At 45.4% G+C, this 24,381-nt stretch carries 20 protein-coding genes and 1 pseudogene; 8 read left to right on the forward strand and 13 right to left on the reverse strand.

All coding sequences use genetic code 11. The features are described from left to right. Positions 1-270 precede the first annotated feature (270 nt). On the forward strand, positions 271-840 hold the full coding sequence (locus tag PATL_RS02500; protein WP_041713205.1) for a hypothetical protein: 570 nt from the start codon (positions 271-273) through the stop codon (positions 838-840). 42 nt (positions 841-882) lie between these two features. Here PATL_RS02500 and purU read toward each other — a convergent pair whose 3' ends face one another. Next, positions 883-1,737, reverse strand: coding sequence for a formyltetrahydrofolate deformylase (gene purU / locus PATL_RS02505; RefSeq protein ID WP_011573401.1), 855 nt, complete (start codon positions 1,735-1,737; stop codon positions 883-885). Positions 1,738-1,840: 103 nt separating this feature from the next. Continuing rightward, on the reverse strand, positions 1,841-2,371 hold the full coding sequence (thpR, locus tag PATL_RS02510; protein WP_011573402.1) for an RNA 2',3'-cyclic phosphodiesterase: 531 nt from the start codon (positions 2,369-2,371) through the stop codon (positions 1,841-1,843). 101 nt (positions 2,372-2,472) lie between these two features. Between thpR and hrpB the strand changes: the two genes are divergently transcribed. Both hrpB and mrcB read left to right on the forward strand, forming a co-directional pair. Further along, positions 2,473-4,953 (forward strand): ATP-dependent helicase HrpB, encoded by a 2,481-nt coding sequence (gene hrpB, locus PATL_RS02515; protein WP_041713210.1) that lies wholly within the window; start codon positions 2,473-2,475, stop codon positions 4,951-4,953. A gap of 129 nt (positions 4,954-5,082) precedes the next feature. Continuing rightward, a complete protein-coding gene (gene mrcB / locus PATL_RS02520) occupies positions 5,083-7,428 on the forward strand; it encodes a penicillin-binding protein 1B (RefSeq protein ID WP_011573404.1) in 2,346 nt (781 codons plus the stop codon). A 16-nt stretch (positions 7,429-7,444) separates the two neighbouring features. Here mrcB and PATL_RS02525 read toward each other — a convergent pair whose 3' ends face one another. Next, positions 7,445-8,239: a hypothetical protein gene (locus PATL_RS02525; RefSeq protein WP_232283280.1), complete on the reverse strand. Its 795-nt coding sequence runs from the start codon at positions 8,237-8,239 to the stop codon at positions 7,445-7,447. A gap of 507 nt (positions 8,240-8,746) precedes the next feature. Here PATL_RS02525 and glnK point away from each other — a divergent pair. The 3 genes from glnK (at position 8,747) to PATL_RS02540 (ending at position 11,595) form a co-directional block, all read left to right on the forward strand. Then, complete coding sequence (gene glnK, locus PATL_RS02530; protein WP_006992692.1) at positions 8,747-9,085, forward strand: P-II family nitrogen regulator; 339 nt, start codon at positions 8,747-8,749, stop codon at positions 9,083-9,085. A gap of 20 nt (positions 9,086-9,105) precedes the next feature. Beyond that, a complete protein-coding gene (locus tag PATL_RS02535) occupies positions 9,106-10,374 on the forward strand; it encodes an ammonium transporter (RefSeq protein ID WP_011573406.1) in 1,269 nt (422 codons plus the stop codon). A gap of 300 nt (positions 10,375-10,674) precedes the next feature. Next, on the forward strand, positions 10,675-11,595 hold the full coding sequence (locus PATL_RS02540; protein WP_011573407.1) for a Dyp-type peroxidase: 921 nt from the start codon (positions 10,675-10,677) through the stop codon (positions 11,593-11,595). Between the two features lie 362 nt (positions 11,596-11,957). On the opposite strand, the gene PATL_RS02545 is transcribed toward PATL_RS02540, so the two are convergent. Genes PATL_RS02545 through PATL_RS02555 form a run of 3 tightly spaced genes read right to left on the reverse strand, consistent with a single transcriptional unit; the run spans position 11,958 to position 15,451 of the window. Further along, positions 11,958-13,052, reverse strand: a complete 1,095-nt coding sequence (locus PATL_RS02545; protein ID WP_011573408.1) for an adenylate/guanylate cyclase domain-containing protein — start codon at positions 13,050-13,052, stop codon at positions 11,958-11,960. A gap of 44 nt (positions 13,053-13,096) precedes the next feature. Next, positions 13,097-14,392, reverse strand: a complete 1,296-nt coding sequence (hemL, locus tag PATL_RS02550; protein ID WP_011573409.1) for a glutamate-1-semialdehyde 2,1-aminomutase — start codon at positions 14,390-14,392, stop codon at positions 13,097-13,099. A gap of 54 nt (positions 14,393-14,446) precedes the next feature. After that, positions 14,447-15,451, reverse strand: a complete 1,005-nt coding sequence (locus PATL_RS02555; protein ID WP_011573410.1) for an aspartate carbamoyltransferase — start codon at positions 15,449-15,451, stop codon at positions 14,447-14,449. Between the two features lie 147 nt (positions 15,452-15,598). Between PATL_RS02555 and PATL_RS02560 the strand changes: the two are divergent. Then, positions 15,599-16,111, forward strand: a pseudogene (locus tag PATL_RS02560) (AAA family ATPase). Positions 16,112-16,171: 60 nt separating this feature from the next. On the opposite strand, the gene PATL_RS02565 reads toward PATL_RS02560, so the two are convergent. The 3 genes from PATL_RS02565 to PATL_RS02575 all read right to left on the reverse strand — a co-directional run bounded on the left by PATL_RS02565 (position 16,172) and on the right by PATL_RS02575 (position 18,927). Beyond that, positions 16,172-16,888 (reverse strand): SGNH/GDSL hydrolase family protein, encoded by a 717-nt coding sequence (locus PATL_RS02565; RefSeq protein ID WP_011573411.1) that lies wholly within the window; start codon positions 16,886-16,888, stop codon positions 16,172-16,174. A gap of 220 nt (positions 16,889-17,108) precedes the next feature. After that, positions 17,109-18,170 (reverse strand): M12 family metallopeptidase, encoded by a 1,062-nt coding sequence (locus PATL_RS02570; protein ID WP_011573412.1) that lies wholly within the window; start codon positions 18,168-18,170, stop codon positions 17,109-17,111. Between the two features lie 304 nt (positions 18,171-18,474). Next, positions 18,475-18,927 carry an Lrp/AsnC family transcriptional regulator gene (locus tag PATL_RS02575; RefSeq protein WP_011573413.1) on the reverse strand — a complete coding sequence of 151 codons (453 nt, stop codon included), beginning with the start codon at positions 18,925-18,927 and terminating at the stop codon, positions 18,475-18,477. A 117-nt stretch (positions 18,928-19,044) separates the two neighbouring features. On the opposite strand from PATL_RS02575, the gene PATL_RS02580 reads away from it, so the two are divergent. Continuing rightward, on the forward strand, positions 19,045-19,638 hold the full coding sequence (locus PATL_RS02580) for a LysE family translocator (RefSeq protein WP_011573414.1): 594 nt from the start codon (positions 19,045-19,047) through the stop codon (positions 19,636-19,638). 116 nt (positions 19,639-19,754) lie between these two features. Here the strand turns inward: PATL_RS02580 and PATL_RS02585 are convergent, their stop codons facing one another. From PATL_RS02585 to PATL_RS02605, 4 genes are all read right to left on the reverse strand, one after another. Beyond that, the gene (locus PATL_RS02585) at positions 19,755-20,093 is read right to left on the reverse strand and encodes an FKBP-type peptidyl-prolyl cis-trans isomerase (RefSeq protein WP_041714194.1); all 339 of its coding nucleotides are present in this window, start codon (positions 20,091-20,093) and stop codon (positions 19,755-19,757) included. A 182-nt stretch (positions 20,094-20,275) separates the two neighbouring features. Next, positions 20,276-20,731, reverse strand: a complete 456-nt coding sequence (locus tag PATL_RS02590) for a hypothetical protein (protein ID WP_011573416.1) — start codon at positions 20,729-20,731, stop codon at positions 20,276-20,278. Positions 20,732-21,039: 308 nt separating this feature from the next. After that, positions 21,040-21,570, reverse strand: a complete 531-nt coding sequence (locus PATL_RS02600; protein WP_011573417.1) for a hypothetical protein — start codon at positions 21,568-21,570, stop codon at positions 21,040-21,042. Further along, positions 21,558-24,233 carry a reprolysin-like metallopeptidase gene (locus PATL_RS02605; protein ID WP_011573418.1) on the reverse strand — a complete coding sequence of 892 codons (2,676 nt, stop codon included), beginning with the start codon at positions 24,231-24,233 and terminating at the stop codon, positions 21,558-21,560. The genes PATL_RS02600 and PATL_RS02605 overlap by 13 nt, the downstream gene beginning before the upstream one ends. Positions 24,234-24,381: the final 148 nt, after the last annotated feature.

Consider the following 24,381-nt stretch of genomic DNA (forward strand, 5'->3'; position numbering starts at 1 on the left):
TCTAAATTCAGGGTGGCCGTAATAGGCTTGATGCCAAAGCTTCAAATAACATGATTACATAGTAGTCTGGCGAATCATCTAGGTAATTTGTCTTAGTGATAACAAAATGACCAGTGGATATACCTATTTGCAGCGTGTTAGACCGTTAGTATAGCGGGCAATAACGTGTTTTAGGTATTAAAAAAAATACTAAATAATGCACTTCAATACCCATTGCCGCGATTTGCGAGCTACAGTTACATCCTGAGTATTTTTGATAGAGTCACTCCATTGCGAATCATCATTTGTTTTATAGCCATTGTTTATGCCTCACAGGGGGCCGCCACAGAATTGAATTGGCAGCAAACATTGCAATGGTTAAAGCAAACCTTACCGCAAAGTGCAGAATTAGACTTCGATAAAAAAAGCATCAAATTCGATGGGTGTCATCAACGTGATTATCAACTCACATTCCATCAAGAACTTGGTGAGGGTATTTCTATTGATACTCAAATTGGATATGTGAAAGGTGAACTGAGTTGGGGCGCTCACAATCAAAAAACAACCACTCGTCAATGGGCCATTTTACCCCGTTATCGTTTGAATCATCGCGTGAGTTTAGGCTTAGGATACGTTCGCCAGATGGACACCAACCTTGAAACCTCTCAAGGTGCTGATATTCAACTTCCTGCGAGCAATCAATGGTTATTGAGCTCGCGCTTTATGTTGGACTCTGAGAAACAGTACGTAGAAGTTGCTGTATCCCGAGCCCTTTGGCAAGCAAACGATGCTAGTCAGGCGTGGGCAGGTCAAGGGCGAGCAGACAAACAGATTAATTTGGTATACGTCGCGAACTTCTAGCGTACTTTTAGCGAATGACCGCCTGACAGCGTTACTGTTAACTTAAGCAAATACCACGGTTTTCGAATGATGAATAATCACTCTGTCTTCCAAATGATAGCGAACGCCATTCGCTAACGCTGTTTTTTCACAATTCTTGCCTTTACGCACCATATCTTGCGCTGAATCACTATGACTAATCCGCATTACTTCCTGCTCGATGATAGGGCCTTCATCTAAGTCACTTGTTACATAATGGCACGTAGCACCAATCAGCTTTACCCCCCTGTCATAGGCTTGTTGATAAGGTTTTGCACCGGCAAACGATGGTAAGAAACTGTGATGAATATTAATCGCTCGCCCGGCTAACTCTTTGCACAAAGCGTCAGGTAGAATTTGCATAAAGCGCGCAAGGACCGTCAAATCAATATCGTATTGTTTAATCAATTGACTGATTTGAGCGAATGCCGCTTCTTTACCGAGTGATTTAAAATCTATCCAATGAAAAGGGATGCTATGCCAGTCAGCAAATTGTTTCATCTGCGGGTGGTTGGCAATAATGCAGGGGATTTCACAGTTAAGCTCTTTACTGTGCCAGCGGTGTAACAAATCCATTAAGCAGTGGGATTCATGACTGGCCAGTAGTGCCATTCTTGGTTTCTTACTCGAATCTACTAATTTCCAATTCATTGAGTATTTTTCTGCAATCGGAGCGAAACCCAAGCGGATCTGTTCAATATCCATGGTTAATGAGTCAGTAGAAATCTCATGACGCATAAAAAAGCGCCCTGTTTGCAAATCAGTATGATGACTTGCTTCAACGATTGTCGCGTTATGTTGGGCTAAAAATTGGCTCACGCTAGCGACAAGGCCAACTTGATCTGGACAATCGATGACCAGTCTTAATGTTTGTTCCATGGGGAAATCATCACTTCAAAAATTTGCACCTGTTTTACCTTGCTAGCGAAGCAAGGTAAATAGCGAATCGTTATGGATTAGCTCAAATTGTATTATTTTGTGCTCAAAAGGAGAAACGAGGTGAAAACGGCCAGGTTAGTATTGGCCGGTAGGTGACGCCATGTGCACTTGAAGCCGATTCATATAAGGTCAGTTCGGTTGCTTGAAATGCAAAATTAGGCTCTATTAACGCAGCCGGTGGATTTTCACTGCATTTTCTAGCCAATGTTAAATGAGATATATAATCGCGCTTTTGCATGGTAATGCCACACGCTGGTGACGCTTTTTGTAGTAATGCCACCAAATCGAGTTGTTCTTTTGAAACTTGAGTGTTACCCAGCCACAACGCTTTGGGTTTCGACCAATAGCCAACATAATCCAAAGTGAGTAAAAAGCATTGGGTATTTAAGTGCGCATCAATATACTGACTGAGAGAGTCAAGTTGCGATTCGTTTATATTACCTAAAAAGGCCAAGGTAATGTGAAAATTACTCGCTTTGACTGGACTATAAAATTGCGGGAATGCTTTATCGCGCCAAGTTTCTATGGCTAACTTAGTGGTGCCAGGTGGGGTAAGAGCGAAAAAAGCGCGCATAGGATACTCCTGAAAACTTCTGCAATGAAAATCACCACAGGATACACTAAGCGAAGGCGCTAGTGCTCGGCCTATCCCGTTAATTTGCATGAGATACCGCTTTGTTTTCAGTGAACACACAATTACCCGTCGAAGATACCCTACCGGCACTGCACGATGGCCTGAACAACAATGATGTCATACTGGTTGCCCCGCCAGGCGCAGGCAAGTCAACCCGTGTGCCATTAGCTTTATTGCAGCACAGTACGTTTGCCACACGAAAAATCATTATGTTGCAACCAAGGCGTATTGCCGCACGAAATATCGCCCACTATCTAGCCAAGCAACTGGGGGAGGAAGTAGGGCAAACAGTAGGATATCGTATACGTGGTGATAGCCGTGTTAGCAAGGCGACCCGTCTCGAGATTGTTACTGAGGGCATACTGACCCGCATGTTGCAAAATGACCCAGAATTATCGAGCGTGAGTCTGGTTATTTTCGACGAGTTTCATGAGCGCAGCATGCACGCCGACTTTTCGTTGGCATTGTGCCTAGAAGTGAAAGACGCCTTACGCGACGACTTGCGCTTATTGGTGATGTCAGCCACCTTGGACGTTTCAAGCTTAGAAAAACTGTTGCCTAACGCTGATTCTATCGCTTGTGAGGGGAGAGGTTACCCTATTGAAACCTACTACCGGCCAGATGCCACTGCGGGCTCTATTGTAGATAAAACAGCACGTTTGACGTTATTCGCAGCCGCAGAGCATCAAGGAGACATATTGGTCTTTTTACCCGGCCAAGCTGAAATTCGTCGTTGTGAAAAAATACTTGCCCAATCACTTTCCAAAGGCTGCCAAATACATTGTTTGTTCTCTCAACAAACCTTAGCGGCTCAAGAAGCTGCGTTGCTACCCGACCCCCAAGGGCGACGTAAAATCATACTCGCTACCAATATTGCTGAAACCAGCCTAACCATTGAAGGTGTGAGTGTTGTGGTTGATAGCGGTATGCAAAAAGGCGCGATTTACCAGCTAAATAAAGGGCTTACTCAGTTGCGCAGTCAGATGATTTCAAAAGCATCAGCTATTCAGCGCGCTGGCCGTGCAGGGCGTTTAGGACCGGGAGTGTGTTATAGATTGTGGAGCAAAGAGCAACACCAACGTTTAGCTGAACACGGCCAAGCCGAGATCCTCACTAGCGACATATCTCCTTTCTTACTTGAAGCCTGCGTTTGGGGGGCGCAAATTTCTGAGTTTGCGCTTATTGATATGCCAAGTGATGCACAAATTGCTCAAGCTCACAGCGTGTTAATGGGCTTGCAAATCATCGATGCTAATTTTCAGGTTACTCCTCATGGCAAAGAGGTTCACTCGCTTGGCAGCCAAGCGCATATTGCGACTATGTTACTCAAGAGCAGCGAGCTCAGTGCAGGGCATCGAAGTTTAGCCTGCGCTTTGGCGGCGCTGTTAGAAGATAAGGATCCGCTTGGGGCTCAAGCTGGCAGCCTTTGTTACGATCGACTGACCCTATTACAGCAACATAAAAGTCACCCTTTGTGGCGAGCCATTCGCCAGTGGCATAAAAAACTAGCATGTGATGTCACTCATTGGCCTTTAGAAGATACAGGTGTACTACTTGGCTTTGCTTTCCCACACTGGATTGCTAAAGCAAGTGACTCAGGTCGCTACGGGCTTGTTGATGGGACGGGGGCTCAGCTCAGTGAACATGACTCGCTAATGGGCCAATCATGGTTAGCGGTAGGGCAGATGATGCTCACCAATAGTGCGCAAAGCAACGCTAAAATCATGCTAGCAGAGCCTCTTAGTCGACAGCAAATAGACAAATATTTCAATCATCTTATCGACTCTGAAACGCGCTGCGAGTGGGATAGCTCTCGCTCGGCCATCGTAACTCAATCTGTGCAGCGATTGGGCCGAATTGTGCTTAAGAAAATGCCCAGCGCTAAGCCGAGCGTTGAGCAAATAACTGCTTTATGGCATAAGCAAATTAAAGAGCGGGGCGTGATGAGCCTGCCTTTTAACGACGCCGCATTGCAACTTATCTATCGTTTACGGATGGCTAAAGAGTACTTAACCGATGGGCAATGGCCGGATGTCAGTGAGTTTGGGCTATTAAGCAATCTTCATCACTGGCTAATGCCATATTTGCATGATGTGTTGAGTTGGCAACAACTGTCGAAATTAGACTTTTATTCGTTATTATTTAATCAACTAGATTACGCCTCGCAGCAGGCACTCAATCAGTTATTTCCCACTAAAATAACCGTGCCAAGCACCAGTCGTATTAGCGTACAGTATGATGATGTAGGTGGAGCGTCTCTATCTGTCAGGATGCAAGAAGTTTATGGTTTAGCGGACACCCCTAGTGTCGCTAGAGGTAAAGTGAAAATACAAATGATTTTGCTCTCACCGGCGGGTCGCCCACTGCAGCAGACCCAAGATCTAGCCGGTTTTTGGAAAGGCAGTTACAAAGAAGTACAAAAAGAAATGAAAGGTCGTTACCAAAAGCATTTTTGGCCTGACGATCCGGCTAATGCACAAGCTACCAGTAAGACAAAAAAGAAGATGAGCAATACCCAGTGAACTGCTAGGATATGCGCGAGCGAACCTCCCTCTTTTTCTCTTATCCATCAACAGATAAATACCATTGTTCATCTCAATAATACGGGATTTGAGTAACGGTGCGATATTTAAGGTGATTTACAAAATATTATGAAAAAAACCGCTAAAAATAAGTCTAAATCCAGCCAGTCAGGGGCATCATCCAAGCTCAGGCATTTACACCCTTGGGCGTGGCTTAAGCGCAATTGGTGGCGCTTACTCATTATTTTGACCGCCGTTGTAGCTGCATACGGAGTGTATTTAGACGCACAAATTGTGAAGCAATTTAGTGGTAATAAATGGCAGGTGCCTGCTCAAATTTTTGCGCGCCCGATGCATTTTGAGCTTAAACAAGAGATAACGACTCAAGAGATAGTTGAGGAACTAGAACTACTTGGTTATCGCAAAGTACGCCACGCAGACGATACCGGAGAATATCAATTAAAGGCCTCAGGGGTACGTATTCAACGTCGTGCTTTTCATTTTCCTCATGGCAAAGAATCTGAAGTCGCACTGGACATAACACTGGCCAATGGCCGGGTTGCAAGCTTACGCAATTTAGATAATAACCAAGCCTTAAATGACGTTTACTTGGAGCCTTGGCTTGTGACTCGCCTAATGAGCAGTGGGCGAGAAGATCGCATGTTGGTCAATTTAGACGGCGTACCGCAGTCCCTTATCAAGGCGTTGGTGTTGGTTGAAGATAAAGACTTTTACAAACATTATGGTATTGCACCGCTTTCTATATTACGCGCACTTATTGCCAATGTATCCGCAGGGCGAGCGGTTCAAGGCGGCAGCACTTTGACCCAGCAATTGGTTAAAAATCTGTTTTTAACCAATGAAAAGTCACTGGTACGCAAAGCTAAAGAAGCATTAATGGCGTTGATTATCGACGCACGTTACAGCAAAGATGAAATTATCGAAGCGTATCTCAATGAAGTTTTTCTCGGTCAAAATGGCAACACAGGTGTACATGGTTTTGGTTTAGCCAGCTTGTTTTATTTCGACCGTCCGATTGCTGAATTAAACGTAGCGGAAATAGCGACCTTGGTTGGTATCATAAAAGGGCCGTCTTATTACAATCCAAGACGTCATCCTGAGCGAGTCATTGAGCGTAGAAATTTGGTACTGCGTATCCTATTTGAAAACAACGAACTGCAAAGAAACGAATACGAATACGCTATTAATCAACCTCTTAATTTGGCAACCGGGGCAAGTTTAACCTCTGGAAAGCACCCTGCCTTTATGAGCATGGTGCGCAGAGAATTAAAAACGGTTTTGTCGGACCCAAACATGCGAGAGTCTGGTCTGAAAGTCTTCACGACCTTGGACTCTGTGGCCCAGAGAAAAGCCGAACAAGCCCTAAAAGTGGGAGTGAAAGCCCAGCAAAAGCGTATGAAACTGACCGCTTTGCAAGCAGCTATGGTGGTAACGGATATTAAAAGCGGTGAAGTACGCTCCATCGTCGGTGACGTTAATCCGCAATTTCAAGGCTTTAATCGGGCACTCGACGCCAAAAGAGCTATCGGTTCACTGATAAAACCTGCCATTTACTTGACCGCATTAGAGCGTGCGGCGCAATATAATTTGGCGACTCCGTTAAAAGACGAACCCATTAGCTTAAAAAGTACCTATGGAAAAATGTGGGAGCCGAAAAACGCCGATAAAAAATTCCGCGGTCAAGTCAGTTTAGTGGAAGCGTTAACACAATCCTTGAATGTTCCAACGGTAAACTTGGGCATGGAAGTCGGGCTAGACGATATTGCTGCCACCGTGGAGCGTTTAGGCGTGAACGAGCCGATGGATATCTATCCAGCAATGACGTTAGGGGCGGTGAATTTATCTCCTATTCAAGTCAATCAGATGTATCAAACCATCGCAAACAATGGGCGATTCATTCCTTTGCACGCGGTAACGGCCGTTTTATCTCCGAAGAACAAGCCATTATGGCGTTTTAGTGCAAGAGGGGAGCAGCGAGCAGATCATAAAGCCACTTACTTATTAAACTACGCACTACACAAAGTGACGCGTGAAGGGACGGCAAGACAGATAAAACAAACCTTCGGCGATATCAATATGGCAGGTAAAACCGGCACCACAGATGATTATCGTGACAGTTGGTTCAGCGGATTTGATAATAATATTTTAGTAACCAGTTGGATGGGGAAAGACAACAACGAACCTATTAATTTGAGCGGTGCCAGTGGTGCTATGCAGTTATTTATTGGTTACCAGAAGCTGCAGCAACCTAAGTCATTCGTCAGGCGCTATCCTAAAGGGTTGGGTATTGCCCATTTTGAAGAGCAAAGCGGTGCGCTTAGCCGCCCAGGTTGTGCTAATACCATTAGTGTTCCGGCGATTTTGGACGCCCTTCCTCCTGTGCCAAAAACCTGTAACGGGGAAGTACGAGGCCCACTCAAGAAATCACTATGGGAAAGGCTGTTCGGTAACTAAGCGTTGACCCGCAAGGTTAGTTGTTTTTTTTGTCTTTCATGGCAGGTAGATGGGCTGTTTTATTCAGCCTGTCTTGGATAAACGATTCAGCACCATTGGTGGTAGTACATTTAATGTTGCCACCCATCAACCCTGACAATACTGCTACGCCTTTGTTGGTGTAACTAGAGCAATCTGCCAATACTTCGTTTTCTTTTTCCAGCTTTTCGTCTTCCGTTAACTGACTAAGTTCAGGCTTATCAAACAAGCTTGGCGATGTTTGCTCACGTCGATAACGCGCGGCTTCTTCGGCTGCTAAATCCGCGATAGATTGTTGGGTAGAGCTGTGAAGTTGATCTTTAACCTTATCCGCTACGGTTTGTTCTTGCCCTTCAGCGAGCTTTGGTCTCTTGTTGCTTTCTGGAAGCGCCATGGGATCTTGCTGCATAAAACTGGCTTCATTCTTCGTTTCTGGTGGTGCTACCTCTGGCGTCGGTTCAGGCTCTGGGGTGGGCTTAGGCGCTATTTCAGCTAACGGCGTAGGCGTAGGTTCTGGCGTCACAACCGCTGGTGGGGCTTGCTCTACCACTGCCGGCTCTTCGAGTTGGGCACCGGCTTTAGGCTCGGGTACCGTTTCTGACTCTAACGCAGGTTTATCGACTGGCGCAGGCTCAGGTGCGGGTTCAGGGGGCACGCTGATAGTGGGAAAGATCAACCGGGCAGTAATAGGCTTAATTTGAGGCGTACTGTCTTGTGATGTTTCGAAATTCGGTATTTCGTTTGGCGTGCGGGCAATGAGCGCGAAAATAATAATGTGTAACAGTAAAGACACTAAAATTATCCATAATGTTCCCATTTTCGCTTTTGGTCTTGGCGGTAAGCTGGGGCTGAAATCCGCTTTCATTGGGTAGTGGTCTGTTATAAGCACGTGATCATTAATGGATTAAAAACAGAGTAGAGTAACAGATCGCCTGTTAAGTTCAGCAGCCGCTATGTAAAGGTAGTGTAAAGATGGAAGGCGCAGTGTCGTTCGACCTAGTTTAATTCTGCGCACCACCATTTCCTTACACGCGATATCTGCTTATACCCTGTTCAAACAACTTCCACTCAACCGCGATTATTCACTGAAACGTGATGATACAAAATTTAATACTGGCCTTGTGCGCTAATTCGGTGCAATTGACCAAAATTGAACCAGTTTTGTGCGGGGTGTGTTCTTAAGTTAATACTTTTTCAACGTAAGTTAATGATTTTATTAGTTTAAAATTTATGGCATGTCTCTTGTTCTATCTTCTGCAAACGTAGCGCAATTATCATAATAAATATCGGGAGCAGCAATATGAAACTAGTCACAGCGATCATCAAGCCATTCAAGCTAGATGATGTGCGCGAAGCCATTTCTGAAATAGGGATTGACGGGTTAACCGTTACCGAAGTCAAAGGTTTTGGGCGTCAAAAAGGTCACACTGAACTATATCGTGGTGCGGAGTATCAAGTGGATTTCTTACCAAAAGTGAAGCTAGAGGTCGCGGTTCAAGACGACCAAGTGGAACGTTTGGTTGAGGCCATCGTAGGCGCCGCTAAAACCGGCAAAATCGGTGACGGCAAGGTCTTTGTTTATGACTTAGAGCACGCAGTTCGAATTCGTACGGGTGAGACCGACGGCGAAGCTATTTAGAGATACAGAGGATAATAATAATGGAACAAGCATTTCACCTTCAATACGCTATGGATACGTTTTATTTCCTAGTGTGTGGCGCACTCGTAATGTGGATGGCCGCTGGCTTCTCTATGTTAGAAGCGGGTTTAGTTCGCTCAAAGAACACTACCGAAATACTCACTAAAAATATCGCGCTTTTCGCGATTTCTTGTCTTATGTACTTAGTGTGCGGTTACGCCATTATGTACGGCGGCGATTACTTCTTAACAGGCATCGAAAGTGTTGATGTTACTGAAACTCTAGGCGAATTTGCTGGTCGTGAAGATGGTTTTGAAGGTGGTTCGATTTACTCGGGCGCATCAGATTTCTTCTTCCAAGTTGTATTCGTAGCAACTGCTATGTCAATTGTATCCGGCGCGGTAGCTGAGCGTATGAAACTTTGGGCTTTCCTTGCTTTCGCCGTTGTAATGACCGCATTCATCTATCCTATGGAAGGTGGCTGGACATGGGGTGGTAACTCTGTATTTGGTCTATATAGCCTAGGCGATGACTTTGGTTTCTCTGATTTTGCAGGTTCAGGTATCGTGCACATGGCTGGTGCAGCTGCAGCGCTTGCAGGTGTATTGTTGCTGGGTGCTCGTAAAGGCAAATATACTGCTGATGGCAAAGTAAACGCTATCCCAGGTGCAAACCTACCTATGGCGACATTGGGCACGTTTATTTTGTGGATGGGTTGGTTCGGTTTCAACGGTGGTTCAGTATTAAAACTGGGCGACATTGCTAATGCTAACTCAGTGGCTATGGTGTTCTTAAACACAAATGCTGCAGCAGCAGGTGGCGCAGTAGCGGCCTTAGTCCTGGCTAAAATTTTGTTTAAGAAAGCGGATTTAACCATGGTGCTTAACGGTGCATTGGCTGGCTTAGTCGCCATTACGGCTGAGCCTTCAACACCATCGGCATTGGGCGCAACTATTATTGGTGCTATTGGTGGTGTGATTGTAGTGTTCTCTATTATCAGCCTTGATAAGCTGAAAATTGATGATCCAGTAGGTGCTATCTCTGTACACGGTGTGGTAGGTTTCTTCGGCGTAATGGTGGTGCCTGCAACGAATGATGGCGCGACTTATCTTGGTCAATTCGTTGGTGCTATGACTATCTTCGTATGGGTATTCTTCGCTAGCTTGATTGTTTGGGCAATCCTCAAAGCTGTAATGGGTATCAGAGTGACTGAAGAAGAAGAGTTCGAAGGTGTTGATATTAGCGAATGTGGATTAGAAGCCTACCCAGACTTTACCAGCGGCCGTTAAGCAACGCTTAAATAAGTAAAACACACAAAAGGTGGGTCAATAATAATAACAATACTCACCTAATCCCTCTGAATCGGAGGATATATGCAAAAATAAAAAGCCTCGCTCAGCGAGGCTTTTTTGTTTATACCAACACTTCGGCAACTACTGTCCAAATACAGAGGATTATGCCTAAGGTGCAAAATCGCGTATATTAGCCGGTAGCGCCAAGCCCCATGTAAGAGGGTATTAATATTTATTGGGTATCCCCTTTAGATGAATACAGCGCTTGACTAAAACTACACTGACACTAAGAAATATATGCCACAACCACAAAAAGGGATTTGTGCTGAAGCAAGCTTGCATGCCCTGTATTTACTGCTCAATGTGAACGATGATGATGATTCAGTCATGCGCATCAAGATCGCACAAATTGTCGACTTATTTGCCCATTATGATGAAGAGCATTATGAGGCAATGGTCACCGGCGTTGTTGCCATAGGCAGTAGCTATTGGCACGACGTTTATCCGGGATTAATTCCTGTCGAATTAGCGCCGTTTCCTGATATGCACTGCGATGACCGCAGTGCCCCTGTCGCACCTTGTGATTTATTTATTCAAATTCGCGCTGACAGGGCGGATATTTGCCATGCCCTTGCCATGGAAATCATGCGTTTGCTTGGCAGCCATGTGGATTTGATTGAAGATATACGCGGATTCAGATATTTAGATGGTCGTGATTTAACTGGATTTATTTACGCCGACGACAACCCCAAAGGTATGCATAAGTTAGATATCGCGTTAGTGGGGGAGCTCGATCCAGACTTTGCTGGTGGCAGTTACATACATGTGCAAAGGTACCGTCACAATATTGCTAAGTGGGAGCAATTGTCTGCCTATCATCAAGAATACATAATGGGCCGTAAAAAATCGGATAACAGCCCCCTGAGTGATGCCTTTAAATCACCTCGTAGTCATTACGATTGTACCCAGATTACAGACAATGAAAGCCGTCCTATGCGGATTTTGCGCCAGAGCATGCCCTATGGAGATATGCATGTGCAGGGGCTGTTTTTTGTCAGTTGTGCTCGCAGTCCTAAGCCATTCGAGCATATGCTACGCAATATGATCATGAATGATGAAAACGGTGAATATGACCGCTTTTTGGATTATACCAGTGCTGAAACTGGCGCTGCGTTTTTTGCTCCATCGCTTACCTTTATTAAGCAGCGCGCAAATTAATTAAACGGCGGTCAGAGAACGAGAGCGCCTGCGAGAATGTGGTCAATAAGGTGGCTTAACCTTGTCACGATATCGTAACGTAGCCGCCATGGCTTTGTCATAAAACCCTTCTATTATCCTTTCGCCTTGTAGGCTAAATGTATGTGTTCCGTGGACTTTTAGGGGCAACACTCTGGTTGCCCTGTTTTTTACTTTCTCGCATTATTCAGCTTGTTTAAAAAAATGCCTCCGCTGTCTTTTTTTGCACTCTCATTAGTTGAAAGGGTACAACTATTCTGTAGACCGACGCCTTGTTTAAAATCCCTTGGACGAATTCTGGTTGGTCATTTACTCATGTGGATTGGTATAAACGCCGTTTAATACTATAGCTGAACGGTTCCATCCCAGTCGGCAAGTAGTTTTTGCTCGGCTAATTGTTGGCATTGACTGATGTGCAGTTTAGGTAAGTAATCATCTGGTGAGAGCGTGGCAGCTTGTTCAAAGCAATTAATGGCTTGTGCCCAGTTTTGCTCAAATCGATACGTCAGGCCTTGCTTGATAAGTGCCATGTTACTTAACTTTAGCTGCTGAAGCTCTTTGGGTAAGTGAGCAATCACTTCGTGTATTTCAATGGCATTGCTTCGCCCTTTTACTTTAACCCAATCCAGCAAGCGAGCGTTAAAACGTTCAGGCTGTGCGGCTTGTTGCAATGCTTGTGCGCTCACTACGATATCGCAGTGATAAATAGGGGCTAATGCCTCCAAACGATAAGCGATGTTAACGCTATCACCGATTACGGTGGTGTCCATGCGATCATCAGAGCCAACGGTGCCAAGTACCACAGGGCCAAAGTGAATGCCTATGCCGATTTCAATTGATGGATAACCACTGTTTTGTCTATGTTGATTATATATACTCAGTGCTTGGCGCAAGTCGAGGGCAGCACACAGTGCATCTCTGGCTTTGTCTTCGTCGCAGCCATCAGGGTGATCAAATAATGCCATGATGGCATCGCCGATAAACTTGTCGATAAAGCCGCCATTGAGATGAATGGGGTCGTTCATACGTAAGAAATATGAATTCAGAAAACGCATCAGTTCTTGCGGACTCATATTTTCTGATAAACCTGTGAAGCCACGAATGTCACAGAACAAAATCGCTACATCGTCTTCCACCGCGTGGCCTAATTCAAGCACGCTGGACCCATGTTTGGCAAAATGGTCAACAAACTGTTTTGGCACAAATTTTTGAAAGGTATGACGCAGGCGCAAAGCTTCATCAGCTCGTTGCTCGAAACGTTCGGTGGGCAATTCTTCAAAAGACTTCTGATTAACCGCGCGAGGCTTTGGGGTAACATCAGACATTTTTTCATGGCTTAACGCTTTAAGCTTTTTCAGTAAAAATGCGATGACAACTAAACAAACAACACAAAACGCCAGCAAAACAACGAGTAGGGACTCAGAGATAAATTCCAACATAACACTTACATTGCTTCGCTAGCGATTGATTAGGTACAGCTACATTAACCGAACTTTTTTGCTACGTCAGCCAGAACCTTCTCAGCAATTTGTAGTGTTTGCTGAATAATTTCAGGGCTATGCTGAGCCGATACAAAGCCTGCTTCGTAAGATGCAGGTGCCAGATAAACGCCGTTTTCTAACATGCCATGGTAGAAATGATTAAACTGCTCGGTATTGCAGTTAATCGCTTGTTGGTAGTTCGTGACGCACTCTACATCAGTGAAAAACAGACCAAACATGCTGCCAGCATAGTTAACAGACATGGGGATACCCAGTCCATTGGCGATGGCTTTTATGCCTTCTGCCAAGGTTTTGGTCGCTTCACTTAACTCTTCATAAAGGCCCGGGCGTTTGACTTGATTTAGGGCAGCTAAACCTGCTGCCATCGCCACTGGGTTGCCAGATAGCGTACCCGCTTGATACACAGGGCCTGAAGGCGCGATGTGTTGCATGATGTCGCGTTTACCACCGAAAGCGCCTACCGGCATGCCGCCGCCAATCACTTTACCGAGGCACGTTAAGTCCGGCACGATATTGTATTTGGCTTGTGCGCCGCCTAATGCGACGCGAAATCCGGTCATGACTTCATCAAAAATCAGCACTGCGCCGTATTTATCACACACATCACGCAACCCTTGAAGGAAGCCGTGGACTGGGGGAATACAATTCATATTTCCAGCAACGGGTTCAACGATGATACAGGCGATGTCGTCTGGGTATTGCTCAAACGCTTGAACTACCGAGTCGATATTATTGTATTCCATTGTCAGAGTGTGTTTAGCAAAGTCAGCTGGAATACCAGGTGAGCTAGGTACACCAAAGGTCAACGCGCCTGATCCTGCTTTTACCAGCAGGGCATCGGCGTGACCGTGATAACAACCCTCGAATTTAAGGATTTTATCACGCTTGGTATACCCTCTAGCTAGGCGAATAGCGCTCATAGTGGCTTCGGTACCTGAGTTGACCATGCGTAGCATTTCCATAGATGGCACCAATTCGCTGACTAAATCAGCAATGGTAACCTCTGCCTCAGTTGGCGCACCAAAACTTAAACCATTTTGCGCGGCATCAATCACTGCTTGGCGAATAATGGGGTTGTTGTGGCCTAGTACCATTGGTCCCCACGACTGCACGTAATCAATGTATTGTTTGCCGTCGGCGTCGTATAAATAAGGGCCATCTGCCTTTTCGATGAAAGGGGGAGTGCCACCAACGGCTCTAAATGCGCGCACGGGAGAGTTAACCCCACCTGGAATGTGCTTTTGAGCGCGGGCGAAAAGTTGTTCTGATTTTTGCATATTATTAATCTTCTTCTATTACTTTGTGAAATGGCTAAGTGGATAAATAGGGCGCTAGTGGCCGCTGTACCAATGCACTTCTTTGTCGAATTTGCTAACGATATTTTCAACCCCTAAGGTCAAGGCAAACAACGCCATTCTTACCAGTACGCCATTGTCGGTTTGGCGAAAGATGGCCAGATTTGGGTTCATATTTAAATCGTTGTCTAACTCATTGGCTTCCGTGCGTGAATCTCGCGGTAACGGATGCATAATCACTGTTTTAGATTGAAAGTGCTTGGTGTAAATTTGCTGATTCAAGCGGAATTTCCCCCGGTACAAATTTGCCTCTTCTTGTGAGCCAAAACGTTCTTCTTGCACTCGGGTTTGATAACAGATATCCGCATCAAAGTTACCCTCTAGGGTTTCACTGATAGTGTAGCTGTGCCCCGCATTTTCAATGGCACTTAGAATCGCATCCGGCATTGCCAGCTCTTTGGGTGAAATAAGCGTAAAGCGAATATTTTTGAACAGACAAAGTAATTTACTTAACGAGTGTACGGTTCGGCCATATTTCAGATCACCAATCATGGCGATATGCAGGCCGTCAATGTTGCCGCCATGGTATAGCAGTTCTTTTTGAATAGTATATAAATCAAGAAGGGCTTGCGTAGGGTGCTCGTTAGCGCCATCACCACCATTTATCACTGGCACACGACTACCTTGGGCAAATTCAGCGACTGAGCCTGAATCAGGGTGGCGCATAGTGATGATATCGGAGTAGCCACTGAGTACACGAGCGGTATCGTACAAAGACTCGCCTTTGGCCAATGCGGAGTTACTCATACCAGTGGTTTCACGTACCTCACCACCGAGTAAGTTAAAAGCGGTACCGAAACTGACTCTAGTACGTGTGCTAGGCTCGAAAAATAAATTTCCGAGGATCGCACCATCAAGTACCGTGGTCCGTTTTTGGCGTTTTGCATAGGGCTCCATTTGATTAGCGACATCGAATACGCGTTCTATCGATTCACGGTCGAACTGATTAACGGAAAGAATATGACTACCTTCGAATTTCATTTGCGCTGCGCCTATGTTGAGAAAACCGCGGGGATTTTATCAAACTTATGATGAATAGGGCGAAATCTATTGTAATGAATCGTCAATTTGTCATTAAGCCGTGATAAATTAATTTTAATCGCCAATCATTTTAACGGGCTTCCAAGGATGACTACGAGTACATACACTAGCGAGCCAAAACGTATTATCATATTTGGTAATTCTGGATCAGGTAAATCTACTTTGGCAAAGCACTTAGCCAGTACATTGAACATCGCGCATCTGGATCTAGATACGCTGGCTTGGCTACCTACATAAGTACCAGAGCGGGCACCTGTTGATGACTCTATGCGTAGTATCAACGCATTTATTCATACCCAAAAAAACTGGGTTATCGAAGGCTGTTACAGTGATCTACTCGCCGAGCTTACTGGCCATGCAAGTGAGTTAATTTTTATGGATTTACCGATAGCAGCTTGCGTTGAAAATGCCCGAAACAGACCTTGGGAGCCGCATAAATACTCATCTAAAGAAGCGCAAGATGCAAATTTGCCGATGTTGATCGACTGGATCACTGATTACGCCGCCCGCAGCGATACATTTTCATTAGCCGCGCACAAAGCTCTGTTTGACGCTTACCAAGGTAATAAAAAACGGATTGTCGCAAATAGCGCGGAATGACGATAGAAAGGCATATTACGTAACGTATGGTGATAATATATATGTTTTATCGTATATTACTCATGCATGTCGAATGAGTTTTTCTTGTAATACGCGTGCCAAGTATTCGCCCCACAATTGATAGGCAAGGGCACCAGGATGAAAGCCATCATCAGCGATAAAGCGCTGATCGATGGGGAAGGGGGCACTGACAAAATGACATTGGGGATTGGTTTGGCAGAATTTTTCTGCAAGATCATTTAAGTGCTTGGCTCTAACGCCCAACCACCAACGCAAGGGCTGGGGTAAAGCTGGAAATAAATGCATAGGTGGCAGGCTTGAAAAAAGTACGCGCTTTGCGCCGAATTTATCCTGTAAGGCTTGGGAGATGAAAGCAAGATTGCTTAACCATTTACGAGACGATGTAAGCCCAGTTACGTCGTTCACGCCAATAGAGATAACGACCGTTTCATACGCTTGAGTAGATTCAATGTGTTGGATTTTTTTCAGTAATTCTGCGGAAGTATTCCCCGTTTTCGCCATGAGCTTCCAAGCAACTTGGTAATGTTGCCCAAGAGTATTTAACATGTTGCCCGCCAAGGCGTATCGCTGTAATTCAACCCCGACTCCAGCGGCGGCTGAGTCGCCAATGATCAATAGCGACAACGGGGGGCCACTGCCGAATGTGCCTTCTCGACATCCCTCCGGCTCGGGTAATTTAGGCGTTACTCGCCTAACGTATTTCCCCTGTACGATGAACAGTAAAGCGAGAAAAACAGAAGCAAGGTGATAGAGCATAGCACGTCCATGTTAAGTCAATAGGCGGTGGACATCCTATAAAGCAACGCCATTGGGAGCAAGCCTTATAGGGGCATTTAAAGGTAGTCAATTAGTCGCATAAGGCGATGGTGACAAGTGCTTAATAAGCATGATTAAGCGACTAGATTGGCCGTAAAAAATAGCTGCACTCAAGGAATTTAGCCAGTTATGAACTGTTAAAAAACTGGCTACATTCCTTTTACCAGAGCATCACACCACCTTCGCCGGATGCGCCTGCGCTGTATAATCGTAAACGTAAGTAATAGCGGCGGCCGTTAATCAATCTGAGGGTTATTTTCGAATTATAATTTGTGCCGCTATCGTCATCCCCTGCTAAGTAAATAGGCTCGCCATCGTCATCTTCGAACAGCACAATGACGGTATCCATTGTGCCGAAAGTTTGTATGTTATAGGTGCGGCTAATATTTGGCTCTATCGTAAAGTCCAACTGCTGGCCGGGAGTAATGTCGAGCTTTTGGGATAGAAAGGGCGCTAGTTCAGGCCATTGAGCAACACTATTGTCTGGGTAAAACTTAAGCGCTTCTTGTATGTCCATTTCTGACAACCCAGGAGCGGGAATAAGGGGCTGTTGTTGATACTCCGCAGGGGAAAGGATCAAGCCAGCATCAAACTGATAATGCATGATAGAATCTCGATCCCAAGGGGAACCAGTAGCATCTTGTGGTGACAATTTTCGGATAATATTGTGGTAAGTCGTTGCATCATCCCAGTAATTAGGTGAGCCCGCAAAGTTTGCATAAACGGCGTTTTCATCCCAAACAATACCTGCTTTGTGGTTTTGATGTTCGTGGGGGAAACCCATGGCGTGGCCAATTTCATGTAGCGCTGTGTCACGGCCGTAAGGAGTCGTTAGGTCCCAGCCAAAATTCATGGTTTGATCTTCGTGATTTGGCACCAGATCGATACAGTCTCTGCCCACATATGACCACGAACTGCCAGGGGCGAACCCAATTCTAAATTCTGCTTGGGCTGAGTCACCAACCTCAATAAAATCTAGGCCTATACCTAGGTTCTTCCATTCATCAAAGGCTTCTCTGACCGCTTGCAGCTGGTTGGCTTGCCCCGCTAATTGGGCTTGGTTCTGCATAAAGTAGTAGTGCAGCACGGTGTGATTGACCCATTTTTTCTCGATATAGCGCACTAAAGATTCGCGATTCCTATCAATATTCGGGTCTAGTTTACGGGGTTCTACCAAGGGTAAGTTACAGATACTGGGGGCACTATGCTCACATGTTTTCATGTTCAAATCCTTCTGGAAAAGAAACAGCACACAGGCCGACGCGATAACGCAGAGCTAATAGCGAGTAGGTTAAACGCGTCGTGTATGCAAGAAACGCACTGTTTCACACTAGGTTTAGGCGGGTATTTCGAAACTGCGCAAACGCCAGTCTATGCGCTTACTCATGCTTGTAAGCGTACAATAATACCCTAGAACATTGCGTCAAAACCTTCCATTAATTTAACTCAATTTAAGCGTTATTTGATAAGCCTACCTTAGACGCTGTTGGTCTCATATCTGCGCCAATGTGATCGAAACGATTAAACTAGGTGCGCTGGTCTTTTGGCGAGTCCATAACAACATGAGTAGTGATCGTGCTGACTTGAGGCAAAGTGCCCAGAATATCAGTGTGGAAAGATTTGTAGGTTTTCAAATTGGTTGTTTCTACGCGCAAAATGTATTCGAAAGAGCCTGTGACGTTATGGCACTCTTTTACCTCGTCAGCGCTTGCGATCGCCTGCTCAAAAGCATCTTGTGAGCCCTTGGTATGTTTTCCCAAGCCAACCGTAACGTACGCAATAAACCCGTTACCGAGTAGTTCGCTGTCTAAAATAGCGCGATAGCCTTTAATCACACCGCTATTTTCGAGTTCTTGCACGCGGCGCAAACACGCCGAGGCAGATAGGCCAATTTTGTCAGCAAGCTCTGTATTGGCGATCCTCCCTTGCTGGCTAAGTTCATGCAATATTCTTTCGTTATACTTGTCTTTTAGATTCATTTGTTGTGCTCTTGCATGGTTTTCCGCTGTTTATAGCGCAGTAATTTCAATCATAGCTCTTTATAATTGCATACTTCGCTTCTCGGTAAAACCACCTCTAACAGGGATCAACATTCAATGACGTTTGACATTCTCACCGCGCTTATGCTGTTTGCACTTGTGTCTTCAATTACACCTGGGCCGAACAACTTAATGTTGATGGCATCAGGCGCCAACTATGGTGTTAAGCGTTCACTGCCGCATATGTTCGGTGTGTCACTGGGATTTACCTTAATGGTGGCGCTGGTGGGGTTAGGGATCATGCAAATATTTGATATGTTTCCTGTTACCTACCAAATTTTAAAAGTGTTGAGTGTCACTTATTTACTCTACTTGGCCTATAAAATTGCCACGGCTTCAAACGCTAAACAGAGCAATACAACTGATGCAAAGCCGATGACCTTTTTTCAAGCGGTGATGTTTCAGTGGGTGAACCCCAAAGCGTGGACGATGGCATTAACGGCTATTAGCGTCTATGCACCCTCGAAAAGTGTGTTAGCTGTGGTGATGGTTTCAGGTGTTTTTGGTGCGGTGAATTTCCCCTGCATTAGTGGCTGGACAATTTTAGGCCAAAAAATACAAGTCTTTTTAACGGATAACAAGCGCCTTAGGGCGTTCAACTTCACCATGGCAGGGCTGTTGGTGTTATCTCTTTATCCTGTGTTTTTATAATCATGGCTAATACAGAGTCACGCCAATTCCCGTAAATAATAACCACTGAATGAGGGGAATGATTTATTGGAATGGGTGAGGGTATTGATTCGCACTAGCCAAAATCATGCTAGAGATTAGTCTCGGGTCAACACTTCGAGTAATTCAATTTCGAACGTCAAGTCGGAATTGGGCGGGATCATGTTGCCTATTTGACGTTCACCATAGGCAAGAGCTGCAGGTACCCAAAGCTTACGTTTTCCGCCTTCTTTCATACCTTTCAAGCCGAGTACCCAACCTTGTATCACACGTTTATTGCTTAACACTACCTGAAAAGGTGCGTTGTTTTTATGGGATGAGTCGAACTCGGTGTCATCTTCCAAGAAGCCGCGATAATGCGCCGTGATAAGCGCACCGCGCTCGGCTGCCTTTCCACTACCTTCGACCAAATCTTCAATTTTTACATCCTGTTGCACGTTTATGACTCGCTCTATATGAAATAAGTGGGATTTTAAAAGACCGGCGTCAGTGAAATAATCAATCGCCAGTTTAGTCATCAATAATAAAGGGAAAATGGATGTAAAAGAAGGGGGCTAGCAAGCGTGCCCAGCTTCACTAGCCATAACAAGTTATTCACTTCAGATTAGTTGCTGGTGGATTACTTAAGATCTAACTCCTGATATTGGCTGGAACTGAGCGTTTTACGCATGGTTTCTCGCTCACCAAACTCTTTATCTGCTTTGCGCTCATTGGTTGACATCATTTCGTCCACTTTCTTTTGAAACGCTTCGTACTCTGCTGTCTTGATATAGTCTTTATATTCAACAACTAAAATAAGGTCAGGTTCACCTTCTCGGGCATGGTTGTTTGCTAGCACGTGATAATCCACCACATGGCCTTCTTTTTTAGCGAACTCGTAAACATCCTTCCAACTTCCCGCTAAATGATCCATATAGTTTTCAAATTGCCCCGGCAAAATTCTGATGCCATGGGCTTCCCATACGGTTCCATATGAGTAGCTAGATTCTTGGGCAATTGCTGTAGTTGAAATACCAAACGCCAACATGCTGCTTATCAACATGCGAGTAAATACTGCCATCTTTATATTATTCATATTGTTTGTCCTTTTTAATATCACCTCACCCTGAGGTGACTTGGTATTAACGTTCGCCGAAAAGACGCAAGCGAATCAGTTAACGAGTTGGCGCTTAAAATCAGAGTACCGTTCACAAGAGGAGGAATACAGTGAGGCTATATTTGCTGCTCAAACAACATTCAGCGGTATAAATGATATGTCGCGCTTCAAAAAAGTTTACGCGCCATTGTATTTTTAGGGAAAAATTGAGCTGTTTTTGAGCAACTTTTGAGAAGATGGGGAGCTACCACGCAAGTCCCTTGGTAGGCTTATTGCTTCACGATTGGTTATGTATTTTGCGGTAACACGCAGGCTGCTATGACTTTCTGGTTATAGATCACCGCGTAGTCATGTGCTTTTGAACGCAATGATGTTTGCTCACCGACGCGCAGCGTATCTCCAGTGCCTTTTAAGGTACGATAGCCACAATGTTGCTGAATTTGAGCCAGAGGATGCAGGGCTAAATCAACACCAGGTATGGATATAGCGCGCCCTGCGAAAGCTAATAATCGTAGATCGCCATTGCGAATGGCCTGCTTGGCATCATTGAGCGGATCTGCATCTGTTACCCAACTCAGGGGATGTACATTCATTTTCGCATTACTCAGGCTTGAAGGAGACTGGGGTTGAGCTGTTGATACGCCAGATGCATTCTTGCCTTCGATGTTGGCTGCGGGCGGAACCTGGCTGGGTGCATGCCCAGCTTGGCTACTTTCCGGCGTATCAGCACTGCCGAAACAAGCGCAAGCAGTGAGGTTTGTCAGCCCAATCAACATGATAGGGCCAAGCACTGATAGGCGTTTAATTAACAAGCGCATTTTGCTGACTTACGTGAACGCCTGCCTATGAACATCATCACGCTCACTAAACCAAGCCACAGGTAACTAAACGAGCCACCGCCACCAGAACTACTGCCAGTCGTTGGCGCAGTAGTCGTAGGCGTTGCTGTAACCGTTATCGTCAGGGTTGCACTGTCGGTGGCAATGCCATCACTTACAATGTAAGTCAGGCTTTCATTGCCCGAAAACCCACTAGCTGGTTGATAACGTACTTGGTTGCCACTGATGCTAACAGTCCCTGAGCCAGTGTAATTTATGTCGCTGATACTGAGGTTGTCGCCGTCAATATCCGTATCATTATTTAGCACACTGATAAGCGCAGCTGCGCTATCCTGCTCAACGGTTTGGCTGTCGTCACTTGCCTGTGGGGCATCATTGACTGGGGCAACATTCACGACCAATGGGAAAGCACTTGAGTCTTCGATACCATCATTGACCGTGATCGAGACTGACAGCTCGCCGCTAAAGTTCGCATCAGGTACTAGGGTTACACCATCTTCGATGCTGTAATTACTGCCTGCTTGCAATGCTAAGGTGAAGTTATCTGGGTAGCTAGAGTCTGGGTCCGTGACTTGTAAGTCAGTTAGCGTCAGGGTAAGTGTGTCGTCTTCATTGAGACTTAATACAGACTGACCATCAATGACAGGGGCGACATTTGAGGCTCCTTGGGTAATCGCAAAGTTGGCAGGGTTTACAGCGTAAAAGACGTTGTCGGCACAACTGACTTTTATACGTGCGTTGGTGGTGTTGGTGTTTGGTGAAAATACCACTTGTTCGCCATCATTGGGGGTGTCGCTTATAAGAATACTGTCGAAAGTATTATCACCGTCTAAATCTGCTGTGATGTCTACCGAGGGGCAACTTATCGGTGCATTTTGTGTACTGGCGGTATTCCAGGCAATGGTTTGAGCTGCATTACCTTGCCAAACACTGGTCGCTGTGGGTTGAGTGACCGCAAATGCGGTGCCCGTATTTGTGACACTCAGCATAATGTCAGCAGTGTCTACGCCGCCTCTATTGTCTTTTACCGTAACGCGAAAGTTTAGTTCTCGATCGGTTGTAGGGTAAGCCTCACCAAAACTAACGGTATTCTCTAACACATCCTCTAAAGCAGGGAAATAACGATAGCTCTCACTGACTGCAGAGTACGAGCGAAACAGTGGATTCGCGCCATTATCGCTGCGCATGTCGCTGGCGGTTGTCGTTCCACCCGTGTCGCCACCGGCATCAATTTGCTCCCAGGTATAGGTTAGTGTTTCATCATCAGTTGCTTGTGCATCGAGTAAAAAAGGTGTGTTCGCTGGAATAGTGTAATTTGTTGAGGTCAAAGAGACTTGTGGCGCAGCATTGTTCAAACTGCTTGTGGTGCCACAAAGTCGGCCGCGTCCTGTCTCAACATAGTCACGTATTTGTTCTACTGAGCCCGCGTGGAAATAAGGTGAACTGGTATTTTGTAAATTCTGAGTGCCGCATATACCTGCGTAGGACATAATTGTAGAGCCACTGCCCGGTTCAAATGCGCTCGAACTACTGCGCTGTTCTTCGTCACAGGAGTCAAAATCTTGTGCGTTAAAAGAGTGTTCCGCATCCAGTTGGTGGCCCAATTCATGGATCACCAAATCAATATAGAAGCGCTCCCCTTGGGGAGAAGTATTGCCTGTATATCCTCTGGCTTTGTGAGTACTCAAACATACTACGCCAACGAACGCTAGTCCGCCTGGATTAGTGGCAAGTAAATGCCCTATATCGTAATTGCTAGAGCCTACAGCATCATCAATGACTTGTTGATTGGTGTCTAAATCTTCGTTTGCATCACTGTTGGTAAAGGGGTCAGTAGCGGCATCTGTATAAATAATATCTTCGTTATCAATCAACTCAAATTGTATGGCAGTATCCACCAGTAAAATCTGATTCACTCGGTTGACCAAAGTGATCATTTCTGCCACTGCGTCGGCTTTTGTTCCACCTACTGCTTGAGTGTATTCACCGGTTGCACTGAGGGCTAAACGGTAGGTGGTTAGGGTGTCGCCTGTGGTTTTCTGAGCGGTGATTAAATCGGTGTTGGTTTCTTCCTGCGCTGAAAGGGTGCCAATTGAATCATCCATACCTTGTGGTAGCAGGCTTTTGCCGTCAGAGTCGAGGTAATAATAGCTAACATATTGTTCATCGTTTTTTTCGTAAACTGGGCTTAATAACGCCCACTGACCATTTTGACGAAATATACCCGTCAGCCCTTTATGAGTCAGGCTGAAACGGCCAACATTTTGCGGAGCATTCACTTGCACCGCATCGTATGACATAAACTGAGGGTAGCGTGCAGCTAAATCGTCTGACATCACGCGAGAAGGCGTGAGTGTAAAGTCAGCGTAGCTGCCATCCGGCAAGGGCAGAGCTAAGGTGATAGCGGCGGTTTTATCTGAGAAACGTTGTTGCAATGAGTCGCTGGCAAGGGACTGATAGTTACCTTTAACGACGGCAACTTTTGGCGCGGTGTCCTCAGCGCTAAATTTAGCTTGGGCTGAAGCTACCCACAATGATTCAGCACTAGCAGTGCCTGCGCTAAGTGCACCGATGCCAGAGGCGGCGATAAGTAACATACGTTGGGCAAATTTACTGAAATTGTATTTGTTTACTACCTGCATAAAACAACCTTGAACAATTGACTGCTTTCGGGAAGCGTCCCGATTAAGCTAAGCGGCCAGCTTAAAATTAAAGAACAGTCTGATCCTTGCTTGTTCTACTTCACTTGATACCGACCCAACAAAAAGGTTAAGCCTGAACAGTTACACG

The organism is Paraglaciecola sp. T6c (genome assembly GCF_000014225.1).
In the GTDB taxonomy this organism is placed as follows: Bacteria; Pseudomonadota; Gammaproteobacteria; order Enterobacterales; family Alteromonadaceae; genus Paraglaciecola; species Paraglaciecola atlantica_A.

Coding starts and splice junctions, on each gene's coding strand:
- purU (WP_011573401.1), bottom strand. CDS start 1,737: ATGGAACAAACATTAAGACTGGTCATCGATTGTCCAGATCAAGTTGGC.
- thpR (WP_011573402.1), bottom strand. CDS start 2,371: ATGCGCGCTTTTTTCGCTCTTACCCCACCTGGCACCACTAAGTTAGCC.
- mrcB (WP_011573404.1), top strand. CDS start 5,083: ATGAAAAAAACCGCTAAAAATAAGTCTAAATCCAGCCAGTCAGGGGCA.
- glnK (WP_006992692.1), top strand. CDS start 8,747: ATGAAACTAGTCACAGCGATCATCAAGCCATTCAAGCTAGATGATGTG.
- PATL_RS02535 (WP_011573406.1), top strand. CDS start 9,106: ATGGAACAAGCATTTCACCTTCAATACGCTATGGATACGTTTTATTTC.
- PATL_RS02540 (WP_011573407.1), top strand. CDS start 10,675: ATGCCACAACCACAAAAAGGGATTTGTGCTGAAGCAAGCTTGCATGCC.
- PATL_RS02545 (WP_011573408.1), bottom strand. CDS start 13,052: ATGTTGGAATTTATCTCTGAGTCCCTACTCGTTGTTTTGCTGGCGTTT.
- hemL (WP_011573409.1), bottom strand. CDS start 14,392: ATGCAAAAATCAGAACAACTTTTCGCCCGCGCTCAAAAGCACATTCCA.
- PATL_RS02555 (WP_011573410.1), bottom strand. CDS start 15,451: ATGAAATTCGAAGGTAGTCATATTCTTTCCGTTAATCAGTTCGACCGT.
- PATL_RS02565 (WP_011573411.1), bottom strand. CDS start 16,888: ATGCTCTATCACCTTGCTTCTGTTTTTCTCGCTTTACTGTTCATCGTA.
- PATL_RS02570 (WP_011573412.1), bottom strand. CDS start 18,170: ATGAAAACATGTGAGCATAGTGCCCCCAGTATCTGTAACTTACCCTTG.
- PATL_RS02575 (WP_011573413.1), bottom strand. CDS start 18,927: ATGAATCTAAAAGACAAGTATAACGAAAGAATATTGCATGAACTTAGC.
- PATL_RS02580 (WP_011573414.1), top strand. CDS start 19,045: ATGACGTTTGACATTCTCACCGCGCTTATGCTGTTTGCACTTGTGTCT.
- PATL_RS02590 (WP_011573416.1), bottom strand. CDS start 20,731: ATGAATAATATAAAGATGGCAGTATTTACTCGCATGTTGATAAGCAGC.
- PATL_RS02600 (WP_011573417.1), bottom strand. CDS start 21,570: ATGCGCTTGTTAATTAAACGCCTATCAGTGCTTGGCCCTATCATGTTG.
- PATL_RS02605 (WP_011573418.1), bottom strand. CDS start 24,233: ATGCAGGTAGTAAACAAATACAATTTCAGTAAATTTGCCCAACGTATG.